We start from the raw sequence: 18,384 nt of genomic DNA, 5'->3' as shown, positions 1-18,384 counted from the left end.
TCCTTTTCCCTGTGTCCTTGCAGCCACAGCTTTATTGTCTTCGCTCTGTTGCAGCGTTGCGTCAGCAAGGCTGTTGGGAGCTGGTTTTTATAAACTTCAGCCAGATGCCTCAGCTAAAGCGGTAAAAAATCTGTTGTTGATACAGCTCGCCTGGTCTCAGCACAGCCGATGGGAAATCTGGCCGGTTCGGTGCGTCCGGAAAATTTTGCGCTTCTAAGCAGATGCCCTGATAAGGCGCAAAAGGGGCACCTAAATAGGTGCTGACATAAACCTGTACGCCGGGCTGGGAGCTGCGTAATTCCAGTGTGCGCTGCGCTTTGCCGCTGCCAAAACTGAGTCTGGCCTGCAGTGGCACTGTGTCCTTTGCTGGCCGCGCGACAAAGCGATTTACAAAGCAGTGATCCAACCCATGCGGTAAATCAGTGCTTTGCCGGCACAAAGGCCCCACCGCTTTTGGCGAGCGAAAATCAAAGGCATGCCCGCTGACAGAGCGCACGGCGTCCGGCAGCGGAATACCGCTGGTGTCGACCGCCAGATACTGTTCGGCCATTAACTCTAACTGATGCGCTGCAAGCGCTTCCACTGTTTGTTGCGGCGCCAGGTTAAAGTAACAGTGATTGGTCAGATTAATCACTGTTTCGGCGTCTGTCGTTGCAGTGAAGCTCAGCTGTAATTCGCCGCCGGCCCGGCCCTGACTGTCAACAGTATCCACCACCTGCAGACGCTGCTGCACTCTCAAAGTGCCGGGAAAACCCTGGTCGCCACTGGGGCTTATCAGTTCCAGCAGCAAGCTGTCGGCGCTGTGTTCCAGGACTGTCCAAACCCGCTGTGCAAAACCTTGCGCGCCGCCATGCAGACAATGTGGTGGCTGACTGGCGCTCAGCGGCCAAGTCGCGCCGCTGCTATCGCGATACGCAGCATTAGCGATGCGGTTGGCATACCGACCCACACTGGCTCCGAGCGCTGCGCTGTCAGTCAGATAAAACTGCGGGTCGGCCTGTGATAACGTCAGCTCCTGACCATGCAATTTGATGCTTTGCACACGAGCGCCATAAGGTAATACAGTGACTGTGAGGCCACCGCTGCAGCTGATGGCATGCGGTGTCAGCGCTGTTGGTGCCAGCTGCTGCGTCAGGCGCTGCGCGTCGATCAGCGCGTTCATAAAGCGCGGGCTCCGGCACTGGCCTGACACAGATAAAAAGTCGGCTCAAGCCTATGCGCCGCCGGATAAACTTTGCTCAAGTGCTGGCAGACCGGCTCGACTAAATCGGCTGGTAACAGCGCGACCACACAACCGCCAAAACCACCGCCGGTCATCCGCACGCCGCCGCGTTCGCCGCAAATGGCCGCCACTTCTGCCACCAGAAAATCAATGGCCGGCACTGTGATGGCAAAATCATCCCGCATCGACTGATGCGACTGCGCCATCAGCGCGCTTAAGGTTTTGATATCAGCGTTTTTCAGCGCCACAGCTGCGGCTTCAGTGCGGTTATTTTCGCTGATGACATGGCGGGCGCGGGCATAAATCAGCGGATCGAGCTGAGATCTCACCGCTTCCAACTGTTCCGGCGTGACATCTCTGAGCGCTTTGATGCCAAAGAATCTGGCGGCCGCTTCACACTGCTCCCGTCGTTCGTTGTAAGCACTGTCGACCAGACCGCGTTTGACGTTGGAGTGGATGATGAGGACCTGTAACGACTCCGGCATCGGCACTGTCTGATAGTCGAGGCTGCGACAATCCAGCAGCAGCGCCTGACCGGCTAAACCGGCGGCACTGACCAGCTGGTCCATAATGCCGCACTGGCAACCGGCAAACTGATGTTCAGCCTGCTGGCCATTGAGCGCATTGTCGCGTGGCGACAGTGGCGCGCCTGCCAGCGTGCTGAGACCTAAACCCAACACCATTTCCAGCGACGCTGACGAACTTAAGCCAGCACCTTGCGGCACATTGCCGCCAACCACCAGCTGGCAGCCTGGCAGCGTCAGACCGCGTTGCTGTAAGCCGGCGACGACGCCGCGGACATAATTGGCCCAGCGTGGTGTCGCAACGGGCTGAACAGTTTCAGTTAAATCAATGACATGCAGCTGTTGATAATCCGCCGCGAAGATTTCAATCTGGCTTGAACCCGGCACCAGACGGCTCGCCAGCACAGTTTCAAACTGAATGGCGCAGGGCAGCACAAAACCGTCGTTGTAATCGGTGTGCTCGCCAATCAGATTCACGCGCCCCGGCGCACTGAACAGCTGCGTGGCATCCGCGCCAAATTCACGCTGGAAAGTTGTTTTGACCATGTTCTGAAGAACGCCGGACAGACTCATGCTCTGACTCCTGTTGCTGCCTTTTTATAATGAGTGGCTGGCAAGTCACGTAAGCGCGCTGCAGCCTGTTCCGGGGTCATATCACGCTGGGTTTCGGCCAGCATTTCATACCCTACCATAAACTTTTTCACGCTGGCGGAGCGCAGCAGCGGCGGATAAAAATGCGCGTGCAGCTGCCAGTGTGCATTTTCAGTGGCTGGGTCAGTGGCCTGACCGTTTGGCGCATAGGGCGCGCAGTGCCAGCCCATCGAATAAGGGAAAGAGCACTGAAACAGATTGTCGTAACGAATGGTCAGCGCCTGCAGAATTTCCGCGAGGCTCAATTGTTCTGCTTCGGTCAACTGTTCCAGATGCTGCACGGCGCGCTTGGGCAGCAGCAGCGTTTCAAATGGCCAGCTGGCCCAATAAGGCACCACCACCAGCCAGTCGGCATTATCCAGCACCAGTCGCGAGCGGTCGGCCAGCTCCAGTTCGGCATAGCGCTGCAATAAATTCTTGCCATGTTTGGCGAGGTAAGCCGCCTGCTGTGCGTCTTCGCGTGCCGGTAGCGTCGGAATGCCTTTACTTGCCCAAATCTGGCCATGTGGGTGCGGATTGGAGCAGCCGTTGATCGCGCCTTTGTTTTCAAAGACCTGCACCCAGCCGTAGTCGCGTGATAATTCCTGATATTGGCCAATCCAGCATTGGATCACGGCCTGAATGTCGCTGATGCTCAGTTCCGGCAGCGTTTTGCTGTGATCCGGCGAATAACATATCACCCGGCTGCAGCCCTGTTCGGCCTGTAATTGCAGCAAATCTTCCTGATTGACGACCGCATCCGGTGTCTGGGTATTGAGCGCCGCAAAGTCGTTCTGAAATACAAACGGGCCCTGATACTTTGGGTTATGCGCGCCATTAATCCGCACATTGCCAGGGCACAGATAACAAGTGTCGTCGTAAGACGGCTGCACGCTGTTGTCGGCCGCTTCGACCTGGCCTTGCCACGGCCGTTTGGCTCGGTGCGGCGATACCAGAACCCAGTCGCCGGTCAGCGGGTTGAACCGACGGTGCGGGTGCTCGACAGGGTCAAAAACAGGTGGTGTAACGGCGGTATTCATTTCAGACATCAGCATTTTCCTCTACAGCAGTGCCCACAGCTTGATTGGCAGTGCGATAGCCCTGCGGATTTTGTTGTTGCCAGCGCCAGGTGTCGCTGACCATATCAGTGAGATTGAGCTGCGCTTGCCAGCCCAGTTGCTGCCGCGCTTTGCCGGCATCGGCATAACAGGCACTAACATCGCCGGGGCGACGTGGCGCAAAATGAAGGGGGATGGGGTGGCCCGACACCTGGCGGAAGGCTTCGACCATCTCGAGCACTGAATACCCCTGGCCGGTGCCGAGGTTAAACAGATGCTGGCCGGCTTGGTTGCAGAGCTGCTCCAGCGCGCGGACATGGCCGTCGGCCAAATCCAGCACATGGATATAGTCGCGTACGCCGGTGCCGTCCGGCGTTGGGTAGTCGTTGCCAAACACTGTGAGTGCTTCGCGCCGGCCGACCGCGACCTGGCTGATAAAAGGCAATAAATTATTCGGAATACCTTGTGGGTCTTCGCCAAGCTGACCCGACGGATGCGCACCGACCGGGTTGAAGTAGCGGAGTACTACCGCAGAAAATGCCGCATTGGCAGCGCAATAATCGGCGAGAATGTGTTCCACCATAAACTTGCTGCGGCCATACACACTTTGTGGGCCGGTTGGCGATTGTTCGGTCAGCGGTAATGACTGCGGGTCGCCATAAACAGTCGCCGATGAGCTGAATACCAGACAGTTCACCTGATACTGCTGCATCACATTCAGCAGCGTCACAGTACCGGCGACATTATGTTGATAGTATTTCAGCGGTTCGCGCGCCGATTCCCCCACTGCTTTTAAACCGGCAAAGTGGATCACCGCATCAAAGTGTTGTCCGGCTGCGGCCTTGGCCGCAAACACGGCAGCAAGCGCCTTGGCATCACAGATATCGAGCTGGTGAAAATCAAAGCTGCCGGGCATGCCCTGGCTCAAATTGCTGAGCCGCTTCAATACTTCGGGTTGGCTGTTGCTGAAATTATCCACCAGCACCAGCTGATGGCCGCGCGCCATCAATGCCAGCGCGGTATGAGAACCGATATAACCGGCACCGCCGGTCAGCAGGATATTCATCCGTTGTGCTCCGTTAGAATTGAATATTGGCAACCGGCAGTCCGGCGGCGCTGACGGTTAAACGCCCTTTCAGGCCCGCGGCACTGGTTTTCACCAGCACCACACCAACGCCACGCTCAGTGACTACGGGTTCCGGGTTGACGATATCGAGCTCTGCACTTTGGAAAGTCAGCGTCACGCCGCTGGAACGCACCGGATTGCCTTTGCCGTCGACCAGCTGCGCTTTGACAAACACTTCATCAAAAGCTGCCGGCGCCGGACCTGTGTTATCAACTTGAATCTGAATAGCGGCGGCCGGTCCTTGCGTGTGTACCTGATGTTCAGCCACCACTTTGCCGTTGATCAGCGCTTTGGCTTCGAGGGTGCCCGGCACAAAAGCCGGCAGGCTGAATTCAAATGGCGGCCGGGCGATACGGTCGGACATTGAGTGTTCGCCAGCTTGTCTGTTCGCAGTGCGGGTCTCTACCAGCTTGCCGTTTAAGTACAGCGCCACTTGTTCGGCATTGCTGAATACCCGCACCTGTGCATTTTGTCCGGCAACAACGCCTTCGCCGCTCCAGTCGCTGGCGATAAACACCATGGGGCCAGAAGGGTAGAGGGCTGATTGCTCGCTGGCGGGCCGCTGGCTTTGGAACAGGTAATAGCTGTATTTCGGCTCGCGGTAGATGCTCATCAGGCCCGAGGCTTCCAGGTCATCGGCGTAGCCGCGGTTGTAGTCAAACATCACCCAATAACCGTCTGCAAAGGCCGGTGTGCGCAGGTTGTCGTTATGCGCTTCCTGCAAGTTAGTCGCTTGTTGCAACAGGCGGGTTTCGCCGGCCGACAACAACTGGCGCGAGGTGCGCGCTTCAGCTTTTAAACCCTGCCACTGATGCTGGGCAAAACCGGCGTCCTGCGCGTAATACTCCCAGTCACCATATTCGGAGACGATGTAAGGCTGCGTCGGTGGCGTGTAATGTTGCAGCCGGTGCTGGCGGGCCTGCAGATACAAATCAAAACCCGGCATCCAACCAGCGGAATAGGCCCAGGGCGCTTCTTGTTTCACCGTCTGGTGCAGACGCTCGATTAACGCCGGCGCCATCGCGGTTTCATTGAGCGAACACTCAAAGGCCAGAATGCTTGGATGATTGCGGCTGCGGCGAATGAGGTCGCGGCAGTTTTGCGCCATCAAATCAGCAAATGCCGGGTCCATGGATTGGTACTGCCAACCGGGAATGGCGTCCAGCAGCAATAAACCCAGGCGGTCGGCCGCGTCCATAAAGGCTTTGGACTGTGGATAATGCGATAGCCGGACATAGTCAAAACCGGCCGCTTTAATGCGCACGGCGTCACGCTCGTCGGCCAAAGGCCCGACGGCATAGCCTAAATGCGGAAATTCCTGATGGCGGTTCACACCACGTAAAAAGGTTTTTTCGCCGTTTAACAACAGCTGATGCCGGGTATTAAAAGCGATGGTGCGCAGGCCAATGTTACGCTGTTGCCGCTCCAGCAACTGCTCGCCCTGCCACAGTTCAGTCACCAGTTGATACAGCGCCGGTTGCTGTGGGCTCCAAAGCTGTGGTGTGTTGATAGTCAGCTGTTGCTGCAGCGTTTGTTTTTTGCCGGCCGCCAGGCTGATTTGCGCCTGAGTTTGGCTGACTAATGTGCCGTTTTGCAGAATGCGCTGGCTGAGCCGGGCTGAGGCTGGCGCCGTTGCAGCCGATTGCAGTTCAGTCGCCACCATCACAGTGGCTGACGCTGTGCTGATGTGTGGATAACTGACCGCCACGCTGCCGCCGGCGACAGTGTCGCTTAATTGCTCAGAACTGATGTGCAGCGCCGGGCGCAGCGCCAGTGTGACTGGCCGGTACAGGCCGCCATAAGGATTAAAATCAAGCTGTTTGAGCGGCTTTAAACCGGTCAGCGCATGATCGCGGTTGTCCAGCCGCACCAGCACTTCGACCTTTTCCGGCTGCTTGGCTTGTTGCTGCAGATAAGGCGTTAAATCGACGCTAAACGGCAGATAACCGCCGAGGTGCTGGCGTAAATGCAGGCCGTCGACATACACATCGGCCACATTCATCGCACCGCCGAACTGCAACCACAGCTGCTGGCCAGCTTGTTGTTTCGATAAATCCAGCGTGGTTTTGTACCACATAGTGCCTTGCCACTGGTCATTGACCACCAGCGGTTCGCGTTTGGGCGTATGTGGCAGCCGCACCAGTTCCCAGTGAGCGTTGGCGGCCGGTAACTGACCGGCGCCCAGGGCGTCTTTGCTGAATAACCAGTGATGTACTGTCAGGTCGCAGGCGCTGGTCTGGATCTGGGCCGGACAGGCTGCAACCAAAGCGGGCACAGCTGGAGCTTCAGCTTGTGGCGCGGCACTGGCTTGTTGTCCGGCAGAGGCATGGCCGCACAGTAATAACAAAGTCAGCGCTGAAAAAGGCGTAAAAAAACGCGTCATGAAAAATCCTTGCACTAAAAAATGATGAACTGGCTTAAGCCCGGTTGTGTTCAACTTTTGCCAAGTCGCGTTCGACTCATGCCCAGTTGCGTTCCACTTGTGGCCGCAGTACCAGCTCGTGCCAATGGGCGCTGGCCGGCGCCTGCAACATCGCAAGCGCGGCGGCTGCGACATCGTCTGGCGTTAAATATTCAGGCCGCGCCTGCGGCCGGAAACCGGTATCAACGCCGCCGGGAATTAAATGCAGCACCCGCACACCGCTGTCCTGCAGTTCCCGCCTCAGTACTTTGCTGTAACTTTCCAGCGCGCTTTTACTGGCGCTGTATGCCGCAACACCTGGGTTGGCAAAACTGACGCAGGTGCTCAGCACCTGCAAAATGGTGCCGTGGCCACGCGCCAGCATGCCGGGCAACAGACATTCCTGTAGCAGCAGTGGCACCCGAAAATTCAGGGCCAGCATTTGCTCCAATGCCGGCCAGTCCGGGTTTTGCGCCGGGGCACGGCTTAAGTTGGCGCCGGCACAGTTCACCAGGCCATCGACCGGACAAGCGGCTTCGGCCTGCTGACAAAAGGCAATCAGCTCGGCCGGGTCGGTTAAATCAAAGGCGGCGTTAGACACCAGCTGCTTTGCCGGTGCTACGGCCAGCACCTGGGCGCAGGTTTCAGCCAGCTTTGCGGCATCACGGCCGTGCAAACTGAGGCGATAACCGGCTTTGGCCAGTTGCAGCGCTAAGGCGCGCCCGATGCCGCCAGATGCGCCGGTTAACAGCAAATGTTCGGCCATCGTTTGCTCCTTGATTTCGTCAGATCCGGCTTGCGCCAGCATGGGAACAACACCGGCAGGCTGAAGCAGCCTGCCGGGACTCAGGGTTACATCGAGTAAGAGAAACCAATCAGGAAACGGCGGCCCCAGTCGAGGTAGCTGCCAATCCGGCTTGGGTCATTGTCGAAGTAAGAAGTCGAGGCTTCGTTGGTCAGGTTCTGGCCCTGCAACATCAGCTTCAGCTGGCTGTTCACTTCGTACGACACACTGGCGTCCAGCGTGGTTTCTGCGTCTATGCTGTTGATTTCAGACGGTGTCCAGCTGCCGACGCGGGTAAAACCGCTGCGGTAGTTGTACGACACTTTGGCGTCGAAACCGGCTTTGTAGTACCACAGCGTCAGGTTAGCGACGTCTTTGGACAGGCCACCGAGCGGCAGCGGATTGTCTTTTGGCACAAATTCATAAACGTTGCTGTCGGTGTAGGAGTAGTTGGCGTAAAAACCCAGGCCATCGAACGGTGCCGGCAGGTTTTTAAACGCCTGCTGATACATCATTTCAAAGCCTTTGATTTGACCGCCGTCGCCGTTGACCGGGCCGGTGAAGTCATAAGTCACGCCGTTTAATGTCAGCTTGTCGGTGCTGCTGCCAATGTGGCTCTTTAAATCTTTAAAGAAGGTGGAGACGGTCAGCGCCTGATCTTCCGACAGGTAATATTCCACGCCGATATCCAGCTGGTTCGCCACAAATGGGTCTAACAGCGGGTTACCGCCCGAGCCGGTTTTAACCGGGCTTTGTGAATCGAGCTGGAAGCCGGTACGCATTTCCACCAGCGGTGGCCGCGCTAAAGCGCGTGACAGGCCAACCCGCAGTTGGGTTTCATCGGTCAGTGCAAAATTCAGGTTCAGCGACGGCAGCACTTCGGTGTAGCTATGATCGACGCTGACTGGTGAATACTGGTTGTCTTTAAACTGGTAGCCAATGGATTCAGAGTCAGTTTTCACTAAACGTACGCCGGCGTTCCCGGTGTAGCTAAAGCCAAATAACTCGGAGTTCAGCCGAACCATGCCGTACACCGCCTGGTTTTTCTCGCTGACAAACCAGCTGTTGATGCGGTCCTGATCGGTTTTGCTGTAGGCCGAGCGGTTGTCGATGCCGCCAAACGCCTGCTGTACTAAATCGCCCCAGTTGTTAAAGCCATACATATCCGGCGACTGTAAACCACCACCTAAGGCATAACGGCGGCCGTAGTTACTGACGTTCGGGTTCTTCACCGCCTGCCACCAGCTTTGCACGTCGTTGTCTTTTTCACGGTCAGAGAAACGGCCACCAAAAGACACACTGTCAATCACGGCATGATCCAGCCGGCGTTCGAAGTCAAGTTTCAGGCTGCTCATTTCGTCAGTTAAATCGCGGTCGCTGTCGACCGTCATGCCGTTCACTTTGTAGTATTCCGGCTTGCTGATGTCCTCGTTGACCACCACGCCTAAACGGCCACCGGCAGTGGACCACTGCACGTCGAGCGGCGTTGGGCCTGAGTAAGTGGAAGTGACGTTGACCCAACGTGATTTGATGCTGGCTTCGGAGTAACCGAGGTCGGTACTGATGGTCCAGACATCGCCTTCCCAGACCGACTTCAGGCCAGTGCTCAATAATTCATTGGCCTGGAACCAGGTGGCGTTGTTGGCCGAATGCGCGCCCCACAGCAGACCGCCGCCGGTCAGCTGCTGGCTGCCATCGGCTTTAGTCATAATTTGCGGTTTGGCGACTGAGTTGTTGTAGTTCCAGTTGCTGCCACCGCCCCAGTTGCCCCAGCCGTCGAACCAGAACTGGTCTTCCAGCTCTTCGATATCAAATTCAGAATAAAACAGGTCGTATTTCAGGTTCAGCTGGTCGCTGGCTTGCCATTCCAGGATGGTCATGGCGCCGGTACGCTGGTTGTCGCCGAGTTTAGTCGCGGTTTTGCCGCCCCATGGCGCAGCTTCGCGGATGCCGTCACCGTTGACATCGCCCTGATCGGCGGTGTTTTTGTTGTACGCCCAGCTGCTGGTTTCGCGTTGCAGCGACGGCTGGTCCTGATAAGTCAGGCCAAGCACCACACCAAATGTCTCGCTCCACTGGTCGACATAACTGAAGCTGCCTTTATGGCCGCTGGCGTCAGCGCCATCGATGTCGTGGCCCAACTGATAGTCCATCAGGTGGCCGGTCACGTTGATGATACGTTTGTCTTTCGCCAGCGGGCTGACAAAGTTCATATTCACCAGGCCTGAGATGCCGCCTTCGACCTGACTGGCCAGCGGGCTTTTGTACACTTCCACTGAGTTAATCAGTTCAGCCGGGAATTGCTCATAACGCACTTCACGGCTTGGTTCGGCGCTGACAATCTCGCGGCCCTGCATAGTCGCCATATTGAGGCGCGGGCCCATACCACGAATGGAGATACTGCTGGCGTTACCGCGGTCGCGTTCTGCTGCCACGCCCGGCAAGCGGCCTAAGGCGTCAGCGATGGTCACGTCTGGCAGTGAACCCAGGTCATCTGTGGAAACGATTTCCACAACTGAGTCCGCTACTTTTTTCTGTAATAAGGATTTACCAAGGGTGGCACCGAAGCCGCGGACTTCGATTTTTTCAATCGCCACTTCTTCTTTTTTCGCTTTGTCGGCAGCTGTTGCTGCAGTGCCTTCTGTCGTCTGCGCCTGGCTGTAAGCGCTGAAAATCGCCGAGCTGACCGCTAGTGCCAGCATCGATTTTTGCCACATTGTCTTCATAATCCACCCTTGTCGTACCGGTTATTGTTGTGTTGCCTGCCTGTTATCCGGCAGTGCGCAGCGTTGCCCTGAACCTGCTGCCGCTTTTTTCAACAGCAGTTCACCGGCGGATTTATAGCATGAAAGGGAAAACGTTTTCCAATGGATTTTCAATGAGTTTTCACGGATGAGTTTAAATAATTGAATTTATTTGAATTAAAGTGTGGAAACGCTTGCTTTGCAGGCGCGGACATTTGGCAATGGCGGGGAAACATCGGGTAGGTATCGGGTAGGTACCGGCGAGCGAAGCGTCGCCGTACAATTTGTCGCCGCCGTACATGGGCACGTTGGGCATCACACGCTGGCCACCACGTGGCATACATGAGGCTGTTGGACGTCACACGTTGGACGTCACACGTCACCTGCCAGAAAAAGTGTAACTTTTTCACCGTGCGCATTACGTTTAAACCTGTCCCCGGTTCAGCGAAATCGAAAAAATATAGTTTTGATCTCAACAGGAATCAGTAGCGTTTAGTCAGAGGATTTTTTGTGCAACCTCAAAGGAAACGAAAATGAAGCTCTCTGTACTGTTCAAATCTGCCGTATTCTCTGCAACTTTGTTAGTCGCTGGCGCTGTTCATGCGGGTAGTGCCAAATCTGATATCGTCGACACCGCTGTTGCCGCCGGTAGTTTTAATACACTGGTGACGGCCGTAAAAGCCGCCGAGCTGGTCGACACGTTAAAAGGCGCAGGCCCATTTACCGTATTCGCGCCAAATGATGCCGCGTTTGCCAAAGTACCGGCTGACACTTTAAAAGGCCTGCTGGCTGACAAAGCCGCGCTGGCAAAAGTACTGACCTACCACGTGGTGCCAGGCAAAGTGATGGCGGCAGATGTGGTGAAGCTGTCAACCGCCACCACAGTACAAGGCCAGGCGCTGAAGATTGAAGTCAAAGACGGCAAAGTGTTTGTCGACGGCGCGCAAGTGATCAGCACCGACATCGAAACCAGCAACGGTGTGATCCACGTCATCGACAGCGTGGTGCTGCCAAAAGGCTAATTCTGAGTTTTATTGTAAAAAGCCCGCCGGCAGTTTCGCTCCCGGCGGGCTTTTTGTTGTGGCAAACCATGTGTTGGGCGTCACACGTTGGACGTCACACGTTGGGCGTCACACGCCGTACATGATGTCAATCTGCGCGCTCGGTTGAACACCAACGATAGCGATATTGATCATGCGCAATGATTCCGAATTTTTTACCCGGAATGCCGGGAAATAAGCTGCAAATGGCTGCTTTATGCGCGAATTGCAGTTATCGTTATTCAGGTTTACCTTATATGCATACACAAGGATGGGGTCCGTGATGAACGCATGCCGCGCAAGTGCAGATAGTCCGGGAGATTGTGCAAAAGACTGTGCCGCAGATTGTTCCGCGCTGCAGGATAAGCACAACAGCTATCTGGCGATCAGTACCATTCTGAATAGTCTGGATGCCCTGGTGTACGTGTCGGACTTACAGACTTACGAATTAATCTATCTGAATGATTATGGCGCGAAGGCATGGGGGCAAATCGCCGGTCGCAAGTGTTATCAGGTGCTGCAGGCCGGTCAGGATGCACCTTGTCAGTTCTGCACTAACCACCTGCTGACCGACGCCACCGGAAAACCAGTCGGTGTGCATGTCTGGGAGTTTCAAAACACTATCAATGGCCGTTGGTATCAGTGCCGCGATCAGGCCATTGTCTGGGTCGATGGCCGCCTGGTGCGGATTGAAATCGCCACCGATATCACGGAACGCAAAGCCATGGAGCAGCAACTGGCAGCAGCCAAAGCGCTGGCAGAAAAACAGGCCAGTACCGACGAACTGACCCAGCTCTATAACCGCCGGGCGTTTTTTGCTTTAAGCCGCCACTTATTCCATCAGGCGCACCGCGCCGGTCAAACCCTGGCCGTGGTGATGTTCGACTTAGACCACTTCAAAAGAATTAACGACCAATGGAATCACGCCGCCGGTGACGCCGTGCTGGTGAAAATCTCCGCCTTGGCCCGCAAAATCCTGCGCGGCTCCGACCTTCTGGCCCGCATCGGCGGTGAAGAATTCGCAATTTTGCTGCCAGACACCGACGAAGCCGCCGCCTGGCATCTCGTGGAGCGGCTACGCGCCGGTTTTGAGCAAGGCACCGCCAACGACGACATCCAATGCACCGCCAGTTTCGGCATCACCTACCTGTCAGACTTCCCAGCGGAATTTGACCCGGAAACCCTATTAGGCACCTTATTACATCAGGCCGACGTGGCGATGATGCAGGCAAAAGCCGAGGGCCGGAATCGGGTTTGTGTGTTTGGTGGGTGACGGGGCGATCATCTGACTTTTTGCTGTCTCGATCTTTAATTGACCAAGTTCCGGCCGCTGCGAACCTTTGATAATAGAAAAATCTTGGGGCGAATCCGCAGCAAACGGCACGGACGACTACAACGCAGACACGCCGTAGATACATCCCTGTAGGCTCCTCTGCGGCATCCCTGCCGCAGAGGGTCTGCTTTTGTAATCATCCGGCCGTTTTGCGAGTTCATTTGAATCTTCGTTTTGTGCCAAAAGCTGACATTGGAAAATGTACGCCACGTGGTGGCCAGTACGCTTCGCTTACTGTACCTACCTTCCAAATGTAACCGTAGGTACGGCAAGCGTCAGCGTCGCCGTACCCAACCCGGTAAGTTTCTGCAATTCGCTCATAGCAGCCAGCCCAAACCCCAACAAACCCGGCATCGGCATCCGCGGAGTGAGCGATCAAGAGTGAGCGCGGGAGGCGCGAACGGGCGAACGTAGTGGTGGCGGTGTTGGGTTTGCCACTGTGTTGGGTGTTTGCGGTTTTCGCGGCGTATCAGAACTATGAATTTCGGGTAGGGCCATCATACGAACATCGTCCCTACTGCAAGCACCTATTTACCAACCCCAACATGACAACTTTGTCATCTTGCTGTCAGGTCGTTGTTGGGCGGGCTTTGGCACACTGCCAGTCTCGGAATATTTCTGGACTGGGGTTTTATGATGGTTTGGGGTTTGGTCAGGCGCTGGGCGCTGACAATTTGTCTTACTACGATGGCACCACAACACGCGCTGGCTCATGGCGGCGAGGATCACGGTGATGAAGACAAAGCGGCGTTGACGCTGCCGGCAGAAGGGCAGAGCCGGCGGGCTTATGCCAGTTCGGAATTGTTTGAGCTGGTGCTGGTGGCGCCAGAGGCTTCAGAGAATAACGCCAGCCTGCAAATCTACCTCGATTATTATGCCGACAACAGCCCGGTGAAAGACGCGGTGATTGAACTCAGCAGTTCAGCTTTTAGCGGCACCGCCAAAATGCTGCAGCCTGGGTTGTACCAGCTTGATGTCAAAACCTTACCGGCCACGAGCCACGCCATCGCGCTGACGATTGAAGCGGGCGATGATATTGACCTGCTCAATACCAAACTCGATTTAACCCCACACAGCACCACCGTTGAACATCAACACAGCTGGACTGAATACAGCACCCAGTATGTGATTGGCGTCGGTGTGCTGTTAGTTGGTTTGCTGCTGTGGCGGCTGTCACGCCAGCGCAAAACCGCAGGCAAAACTCCTGGCAAAAAAATGGGGGCAGCAGTATGACCCTGCGAAACATCCTCAGCACCCTGGTGCTGTTAGCACTCAGTCAGCAACTACTGACCCAACCCGCCAAAGCCCACGGTGGTGAAGACCACTCGCATAGCCCGGCCCCGCTGGCGCAGGCGACCGGCGAGCAGCCGCGCCGGTTGAGTGACGGCAGTTTATATATCCCCAAATCCGCTCAGCAGTTATGGCAACTGCGTACTCGTCTGGTGACAGCGGCGCAGCTTCCACAACAAATTGAATTACAAGGCAAAGTGATAGTTGACCCGGCTTTTGCCGGCTTAGTCGAAGCGGCGCAGCTGGGCGTGTTAAGCGCCGGGCCGGATGGCTGGCCGACGCTGGGGCAAAGCGTAACAGCTGGTCAGGTACTGGCCTATTTGCAGCCGGTCGATACCACGCTGGACCGCAGCAATCAGCAGGCGTTATTGGCCGAGCTGGACGCGCAGATTGCACTCGCCAAAGACCGGGTGCAGCGTTTTAGCACACTCGGCGCTTTGGTGCCGCGGAACGAACTGACCACAGCGCAGATTGAACTAAAAGGCCTGCAGGCGCGGCGCAGTTTTGCTGCCAAAGGCACAGGCGGCGGTATTGCCGTGGTGGCGCCGGTTGCTGGCGTGGTCAGCACAGTGTTTAAACAAAGTGGTCAGGTGGTGGATAGCCGCGACGCGCTGTTTCAAATCATCGACCCGGCGCAGCTGCTCGTCGAAGCGCTGGCCTATCCGGCGCTGCCGGCGCACGGCGGGCTGAACCTCAACGCCGACAGCCACGCCAGTGCCCGCTTTCCGGCGGCAGCTGAATCGCAGGACAGCCATGCTTTTAGTTTAAGTTTCCGTGGCAAAAGCCTGCAGCTGCAACAACAAGCGCAGCCGCTATGGTTCAGTATCGATAACAACAAGCCTGCCGCCACGCAGGATTTAACTGTCGGTCAGCCACTGTTAGTCGAAGTCGCCACTGGCAAACAAATCAACGGCATGACAGTGCCGCGCAGCGCGCTGCAAAAACTCGACAACGGCGAAACCGCGGTTTGGGTACATCAGGCCGCAGAGCGCTTTATCGCGCAAAAAGTGCGGGTCGAACCTTTCAGCGCCAGCGAAGTGGTGGTGGTCAGCGGTTTACATGACGGCGACCGCGTGGTGGTGCAGGCCGCGTCGTTACTGGCACAGGTGAGGTAAGCATGTTTAACGCGCTGATCCGGCTCTGTTTGCAGCAACGCCTGTTTGTGCTGGGTGCGGCTTTGATCTTGCTGATTTACGGCAGTTTCAGCCTGCGCCAGCTGCCGGTTGATGTTTTTCCTGATTTGAATAAACCCACAGTCACGCTGCTCACCGAAGCCGGTGGTATGGCGCCGGAAGAAGTGGAACAGCTGGTCAGTTTCCCGCTCGAAACCAGCATGAACGGCATGCCGGGCGTCAGCCGCGTGCGCTCGGTGTCGGGCGTTGGGCTGTCGGTGCTGTATATCGAATTTGACTGGGGTTCCGACATTTACCGCAACCGCCAGATGGTGGCCGAACGCTTAAGCCTGGCTGGCGAACAGCTGCCGGAGGGCGTGGTGCCGCAGCTTGGGCCTGTGTCGTCGATTATGGGCGAAATTCTGCTGCTGGCGATTCCGGCCGACCCAGACCAAGTCAGCCCGATGCTGGTGCGCGAATTTGCCGACTGGGTAGTGCGGCCGCGTTTACTCAGTATTCCTGGCGTGGCGCAGGTGATCCCGATCGGCGGCGAAGTGCGGCAGTACCGGGTCGAGCCTGTCGCCGCACAAATGGCGGCGCTGGGGGTGAGCCTCAATCAAATCGAACAGGCGCTGACCGGTTTTGGCGCCAACAGCAGTGGCGGTTTTTTAGAAGCGCAGGGTCGCGAGTGGCTCATTCGAAATATTGGCCGCACCACTGATTTAGCGGATCTACAGCAGTTAGTTGTGACTGTACAAAATGACCAGCCGGTGCTGCTGAGCCAACTGGCCAACGTTGAAGTCGTCGCCGCCACCAAACGCGGTGACGGTGGTTACAAAGGCAAACCGGCGGTGATTTTGTCGGTGCAAAAACAGCCGGCTGCCGACAGCGTGGCGCTGACTAAACAGATTGAAGCGGCGGTGACGGAACTCAGCAAAGGCTTGCCAGCAGGCGTCGAAGCGCCGGTGTTTTTGTTTAAACAGGCTGATTTTATTAATAATTCGATTGATAACGTCATCGAAGCGCTGCGCGACGGCGCTGTGATGGTCGCTATCATCCTGTTTATGTTTTTACTCAATAGCCGCACCACGGCGATTTCGCTGCTGGCGATACCGCTCAGTTTATTAACCGCCGTATTGGTGTTCCGTTATTTTGGCTTGTCGATCAATACCATGACGCTCGGCGGCCTTGCGATTGCGCTCGGCGAGCTGGTCGACGACGCCGTAGTCGATGTAGAAAACGTGCTGCGCCGCTTAAAAGAAAATGCGCAAAAAGCCGTGCCTGCGCCGGTTTTGCAGGTGATTGCCGATGCATCCGGCGAAGTACGTAGCGGTGTGGTGTACGCCACCTTGATTGTGGTGCTGGTGTTTGTGCCGCTGTTTGCGTTGTCGGGCATTGAAGGCCGGCTATTCAGCCCGCTCGGTATCGCTTACATCACTTCGATTTTGGCCAGTATGTTGGTGGCCATTACCGTGACGCCGGTGCTGTGTTATTACCTGCTGCCGGGCCTGACGCAAAAACAACATGGCGACAGCGCGCTGGTGCGGCTACTGAAAAAACGCGACGAGCAGCTGCTGCGCTGGTCTTTTGGCCATGTGCGTAGCTTGTTGGCAGTGGCGTTGATTGCTGTGGTGGCTGCAGCCAGCACGGTGCCGCTGTTTGCCCGTAGTTTTCTGCCGGCCTTTAACGAAGGCACGCTGACCATCAACCTGTTATTGCAGCCGGGCACGGCGCTCAGTGAGTCGAATAAAATTGGCGCGCTGGCCGAGCAGTTATTGCTGCAGGTGCCGGAAGTGACACAAGTCGGCCGGCGCACCGGCCGCGCTGAACTGGACGAACATGCCGAAGGTGTGCATTACGGCGAAATTGATGTCGACCTGAAACCTTCAGAGCGACCACGTGATGAAGTTCTGGCTGAAATTCGCCGCGTGTTATCGGTATTACCGGGCAGTGTCAGCGTCGGCCAGCCGATCTCACACCGGCTCGATCATTTGTTATCCGGCGTGCGGGCGCAGATTGCAGTGAAAGTATTTGGTGACGACATTGCGACATTGCGCGCGCTGGGTGCCAGTTTGCAGGCCGAGCTTGGCAAAGTTGAAGGTGTGACCGACCTCACGCTGGAAAAACAGGTGCTGATCCCGCAGCTGAAAGTGCGGGTCGATTATCAAAAAGCCGCTGCTTATGGCGTGGCGCCGGGCGAGCTGCTGCATAGCCTGCAGCAACAAATCGACGGCGTTAAGCTCAGCCAGCTGGTCAGCAATGAACGCCGTTTTGATTTGCTGCTGCGCCTGCCGGACAGCACGCGCGAACCGCAGGCGTTAAGCGGTTTACTCATTCAGACACCCAAAGGCGCAGTGCCGCTGGCGCTGCTCGCTGAAGTGGTGGAATCAGACGGGCCGAACCAAATCAGCCGCGAAAATGGCCGGCGGCGTATTGTGCTGTCGGCGAATGTGGAAGGCCGAGATTTAAGCCATGCCGTGACGGATATCCGCGCAGTGCTGGCCGCCAGCCAACTGCCAGAGGGGTATTTCACTGTGCTGGAAGGCCAGTTCCAGGCGCAGGAGGAAGCCTCGTCGCTGATTGCGTTGCTATCACTAGGGTCATTACTGGCGATGTTGCTGGTGCTGTACAGCCGCTATCAGTCGCTGCGTCTGACCTTGATTATTATGGCGAATATTCCGCTGGCGCTGATTGGCAGTGTGCTGGCGCTGTGGCTGAGCGGTCAGCCGCTGTCGGTGGCAACGCTGGTTGGGTTTATCACACTGGCCGGGATCGCGACGCGTAACGGCATCCTCAAAATCAGTCATTACATCAACTTATGTCGTTTTGAAGGCGAAGTGTTTGGCCAGGCGATGATTATCCGCGGATCCTTGGAGCGCTTAACGCCGGTACTGATGACCGCCTTAGTTGCAGCTTTTGCGCTGTTGCCGTTGCTCTTTTCCGCTGACGCGCCGGGCAAAGAAATTCTGCATCCGGTAGCGGTGGTGATTTTTGGCGGTCTGGTCAGTTCGACCATTCTCGACACCATCCTGACGCCGCTGATGTTTTGGTTATGGGGCCGCGAGCCGCTTGAGCGCTTGCTGGCAAATACTGATAAATCTGAAGTCTATTGATAAAGAA

Annotated in this window: 12 protein-coding genes; 5 read left to right on the top strand and 7 right to left on the bottom strand. The window is 56.4% G+C overall.

The window, feature by feature from the left end:
* Positions 1–109: 109 nt before the first annotated feature.
* The 7 genes from Q399_RS0115175 to Q399_RS0115145 form a co-directional block, all read right to left on the bottom strand.
* Complete coding sequence (locus Q399_RS0115175) at positions 110–1,162, bottom strand: aldose epimerase family protein (protein WP_051686047.1); 1,053 nt, start codon at positions 1,160–1,162, stop codon at positions 110–112.
* Positions 1,159–2,319, bottom strand: coding sequence for a galactokinase (galK, locus tag Q399_RS0115170; protein ID WP_084164389.1), 1,161 nt, complete (start codon positions 2,317–2,319; stop codon positions 1,159–1,161). Before galK ends, Q399_RS0115175 begins: the two co-directional genes overlap by 4 nt.
* Entirely contained in the window at positions 2,316–3,425 is a 1,110-nt protein-coding gene (locus Q399_RS0115165) for a UDP-glucose--hexose-1-phosphate uridylyltransferase (RefSeq protein WP_051686046.1), read from the bottom strand. The genes galK and Q399_RS0115165 overlap by 4 nt, the downstream gene beginning before the upstream one ends.
* Positions 3,418–4,500 (bottom strand): UDP-glucose 4-epimerase GalE, encoded by a 1,083-nt coding sequence (gene galE, locus Q399_RS0115160; protein ID WP_051686045.1) that lies wholly within the window; start codon positions 4,498–4,500, stop codon positions 3,418–3,420. The genes Q399_RS0115165 and galE overlap by 8 nt, the downstream gene beginning before the upstream one ends.
* 13 nt (positions 4,501–4,513) lie before the next feature.
* A complete protein-coding gene (locus tag Q399_RS0115155; RefSeq protein ID WP_084164387.1) occupies positions 4,514–6,943 on the bottom strand; it encodes a glycoside hydrolase family 2 protein in 2,430 nt (809 codons plus the stop codon).
* A gap of 76 nt (positions 6,944–7,019) precedes the next feature.
* Entirely contained in the window at positions 7,020–7,727 is a 708-nt protein-coding gene (locus tag Q399_RS0115150; protein ID WP_031569837.1) for an SDR family NAD(P)-dependent oxidoreductase, read from the bottom strand.
* Positions 7,728–7,813: 86 nt separating this feature from the next.
* On the bottom strand, positions 7,814–10,471 hold the full coding sequence (locus tag Q399_RS0115145) for a TonB-dependent receptor (protein WP_031569836.1): 2,658 nt from the start codon (positions 10,469–10,471) through the stop codon (positions 7,814–7,816).
* A gap of 551 nt (positions 10,472–11,022) precedes the next feature.
* Here Q399_RS0115145 and Q399_RS0115140 point away from each other — a divergent pair.
* From Q399_RS0115140 to Q399_RS0115115, 5 genes are all read left to right on the top strand, one after another.
* Entirely contained in the window at positions 11,023–11,511 is a 489-nt protein-coding gene (locus Q399_RS0115140; RefSeq protein ID WP_031569834.1) for a fasciclin domain-containing protein, read from the top strand.
* Between the two features lie 301 nt (positions 11,512–11,812).
* Positions 11,813–12,802, top strand: a complete 990-nt coding sequence (locus Q399_RS0115130; RefSeq protein WP_084164384.1) for a GGDEF domain-containing protein — start codon at positions 11,813–11,815, stop codon at positions 12,800–12,802.
* A gap of 693 nt (positions 12,803–13,495) precedes the next feature.
* Complete coding sequence (locus tag Q399_RS0115125) at positions 13,496–14,095, top strand: hypothetical protein (protein WP_157836325.1); 600 nt, start codon at positions 13,496–13,498, stop codon at positions 14,093–14,095.
* Complete coding sequence (locus tag Q399_RS0115120; protein ID WP_031569826.1) at positions 14,092–15,267, top strand: efflux RND transporter periplasmic adaptor subunit; 1,176 nt, start codon at positions 14,092–14,094, stop codon at positions 15,265–15,267. The genes Q399_RS0115125 and Q399_RS0115120 overlap by 4 nt, the downstream gene beginning before the upstream one ends.
* Before the next feature lie 2 nt (positions 15,268–15,269).
* Complete coding sequence (locus tag Q399_RS0115115) at positions 15,270–18,377, top strand: efflux RND transporter permease subunit (protein ID WP_031569824.1); 3,108 nt, start codon at positions 15,270–15,272, stop codon at positions 18,375–18,377.
* The last annotated feature ends 7 nt before the right edge of the window (positions 18,378–18,384 follow it).

The sequence above is a fragment of the Rheinheimera texasensis DSM 17496 genome, from assembly GCF_000711985.1.
GTDB classification, from domain to species: domain Bacteria; phylum Pseudomonadota; class Gammaproteobacteria; order Enterobacterales; family Alteromonadaceae; genus Pararheinheimera; species Pararheinheimera texasensis.
This window is presented reverse-complemented; position numbering and strand designations above follow the sequence as displayed.